The sequence below is a fragment of the Mesorhizobium sp. M4A.F.Ca.ET.020.02.1.1 genome, from assembly GCF_004022645.1.
Lineage (GTDB): Bacteria > Pseudomonadota > Alphaproteobacteria > Rhizobiales > Rhizobiaceae > Mesorhizobium.
Genome location: NZ_RZOI01000813.1, coordinates 1 through 2,520, shown reverse-complemented (window position 1 = coordinate 2,520; position 2,520 = coordinate 1). Strand labels below are relative to the sequence as shown.

5 protein-coding genes are annotated in these 2,520 nt (G+C 67.3%); 3 read left to right on the top strand and 2 right to left on the bottom strand.

Going from position 1 to position 2,520, the window contains the following annotated elements:
- From EN742_RS31505 to EN742_RS31495, 3 genes are all read left to right on the top strand, one after another.
- Window positions 1-104, top strand: a 104-nt coding sequence (locus EN742_RS31505) for an HU family DNA-binding protein (protein ID WP_189375687.1), incomplete at its 5' end; no start/stop codon positions are given.
- A 53-nt stretch (window positions 105-157) separates the two neighbouring features.
- Complete coding sequence (locus EN742_RS31500) at window positions 158-499, top strand: DUF1049 domain-containing protein (RefSeq protein WP_128333700.1); 342 nt, start codon at window positions 158-160, stop codon at window positions 497-499.
- A 69-nt stretch (window positions 500-568) separates the two neighbouring features.
- Window positions 569-1,534, top strand: coding sequence for an ornithine cyclodeaminase family protein (locus EN742_RS31495; protein ID WP_126058296.1), 966 nt, complete (start codon window positions 569-571; stop codon window positions 1,532-1,534).
- On the opposite strand, the gene EN742_RS31490 is transcribed toward EN742_RS31495, so the two are convergent.
- Window positions 1,524-1,964, bottom strand: coding sequence for an EVE domain-containing protein (locus EN742_RS31490; protein ID WP_128333699.1), 441 nt, complete (start codon window positions 1,962-1,964; stop codon window positions 1,524-1,526). The two genes, EN742_RS31495 and EN742_RS31490, sit on opposite strands and share 11 nt — an antisense overlap.
- Window positions 1,961-2,341, bottom strand: a complete 381-nt coding sequence (locus EN742_RS31485) for a VOC family protein (protein WP_126058294.1) — start codon at window positions 2,339-2,341, stop codon at window positions 1,961-1,963. Before EN742_RS31485 ends, EN742_RS31490 begins: the two co-directional genes overlap by 4 nt.
- Window positions 2,342-2,520: the final 179 nt, after the last annotated feature.

Here is a 2,520-nt window from a genome sequence, read left to right as displayed (position 1 = left end):
GCCGCAACCCGCGCACCGGCGAATCCGTCGAGGTCGAGGAGAAGTGGGTGCCGTTCTTCAAGACCGGCAAGGAATTGCGCGAAAGGCTGAACGGAGGCAAATAGGCGCGAGTTCACGCGCCGGCCCGCCGCCAGGCCTGCTTTCGACAGGAAAACAAATGTTCAACCGCTTCATGCTCGTCGTTGTCTTCGTGCCGCTGGCCGTCATCCTGATCGCGCTCGCCGTCGCCAACCGCGAGCCGATCGCCTTCACGCTCGACCCGTTCAATCCCGGCAATCCCGCGCTGACGCTGAAGCTCCCGCTTTTCGTCTTCCTGTTCCTGGCTCTCGCCATCGGCATGATCGTCGGCAGCATGGCGACCTGGGTGAAGCAGGGCCGCTACCGCAAGCTGGCGCGCCAGCGCGGCGTCGAGGCCGAGAACCTGCGCCAGGCGGTCAGCCGCGCGCCTCAGGCGGCTCAGGCGCCGCAGGGCCAGGCCCTGCCGAAGCCGACCGCCTGAAGCCTTTGGGCGCAGCGGATGCCGTAAGAATTGCGGCTTCGCGGGCGCCTTCACTCCACGGAGTCTTCCATGCTGACCATTTCGGCCGCCGAGGTCGACCAGGCGCTGACCTTTCCCGGGCTGGTCGAGACGCTGCGCACCGCCTTCCGCGACGGCGCCGTGCAGCCGGTCCGTCACCATCACACGGTCGACCGTCCTGATGGCGCCGCCTCGACGCTGCTGTTGATGCCTGCCTGGACCGATTTCAACGCCCCCGGCGCCTCGGCGGGCGGCCATATCGGTGTCAAAATCGTCACCGTCTCGCCCGACAACAACGCCATCGGCAAACCCGCCGTGATGGGCCTTTACCTGCTGCTCGACGGCACGACCGGCGAACCGGAAGCGCTGATCGACGGCCAGCGACTGACGCAATGGCGCACCGCGTGCGCCTCGGCGCTTGCCGCCTCCTACCTCGCCCGCAAGGATGCCTCGCGCCTGTTGGTCGTCGGCGCCGGCGCGCTGTCGACCTTCCTCGCCAAGGCGCATTCGGCGGTGAGGCCGATCAAGAGCATCCGCATCTGGAACCGAACGCCGGTTAATGCCGAAAAGGTCGCCGCCGGCTTGCGCGCCGAAGGGCTCCCGGCCAGCGCAGCCGGCGATCTCGGCGCCGAGCTCGCCGAGGCCGACATCGTCTCCTCGGCGACCATTTCCACCGAGCCGCTGATCAGGGGTGCGCTGTTGAAGCCGGGCGCGCATGTCGACCTTGTCGGCGGCTTCACGCCGACGATGCGCGAAAGCGACGACGACGCGATCCGGCGCGCCCGCGTCTATGTCGACACTCGCTCCGGTGCCACCAAGGAAGCGGGCGACATCGTCCAGCCGCTGGCCTCCGGCGTCCTGAAACCGGACGCCATCATCGCTGACTTGCATGAACTGGCGCGCGGCGAGAAGGCGGGCCGGCAAGGCGACGGCGAGATCACATTGTTCAAGTCGGTCGGCGCCGCGCTTGAGGACCTCGCCGCCGGCATCGCCGTCTACAAGGCGCTCAAGCGATAGCTTCGCTTGCCGGCACCATGCCCATCGCTTGCGCGATCAGCGCAAAATCATGCGCGCCGATGGCAAGCAGCCCAAAACGGAACTGGTAGCCCCAGTTCGGCCGGCCAGCCGTGAAGTCGAGCCGGTCGAGCAACGGCTTGATCGGCGCTTCCCCAGCCTTCGCCCAGTCGACATCACGCCGGAACGGCGTGAAGCCTGCGCCCATGTAGCCCCGGTAGGGCTCGCCGTCGCGCACCGTGCCGATGGCGGTGAAAGATTGCAGGCCGTCCTTTTCGCCGAGGACCGTGCTCGGCGAATAGTAGACGATGGGGTCGCCTGGCTTGACGCGGCGCAGCGGCGCCGCCTTGCCATGATTGACCTGCATGAAGCCGCCTTCGCGGCCGATCCTGACATGCGCCGCCGAGGCGACCGCGATCCAGTGCGCACTCATCCCTGGTCTCCCTCGTTCAGCCAATAGACGCGCAGCCGGTGGTTGTCGGGATCGAGCGCAACGAAGGTGCGGCCGAAATCCATGTCCGTCGGCGCCTGCAGGATCTTCAGGCCGCGCCCGGCCCAGTCCCCATGGGCAGCGTCGACCGCCGCCGGCGTGTCCTGCGCAAAGACGAGCTCGGCTCCGCCGCCCGCGGCGGCCGCCGCCGGCTCCACCGTGTGGCGCGACCACAGCCCAAGCTTGAAGCCGTTGTCGAGCACAAACAGCACGAAGGTCGGCGACGCCTCGACCGGTTGCCGCCCGAGCAGCGCGCCGTAGAAGGCGCCGCTCCGCTCCGGACTGTCGACGTAGAGGATAACGAAATTTGAGGTGTTCATGTCTGCTCTCCAGGGTTTCGATTGGAGGAGCATAGGCCGCCCCACTGTCAGATTCTGGCAGCAGGCATTTTGCAAAAGCGCGTAACGAAACGTCAGGCCTCTGGCCCACGCTTTGGTGCGTCCAGCGTCGCTCGCCACGCCTTGAGGAGAGCCTGGCGACGGCGCGGGTAGCGAATTTC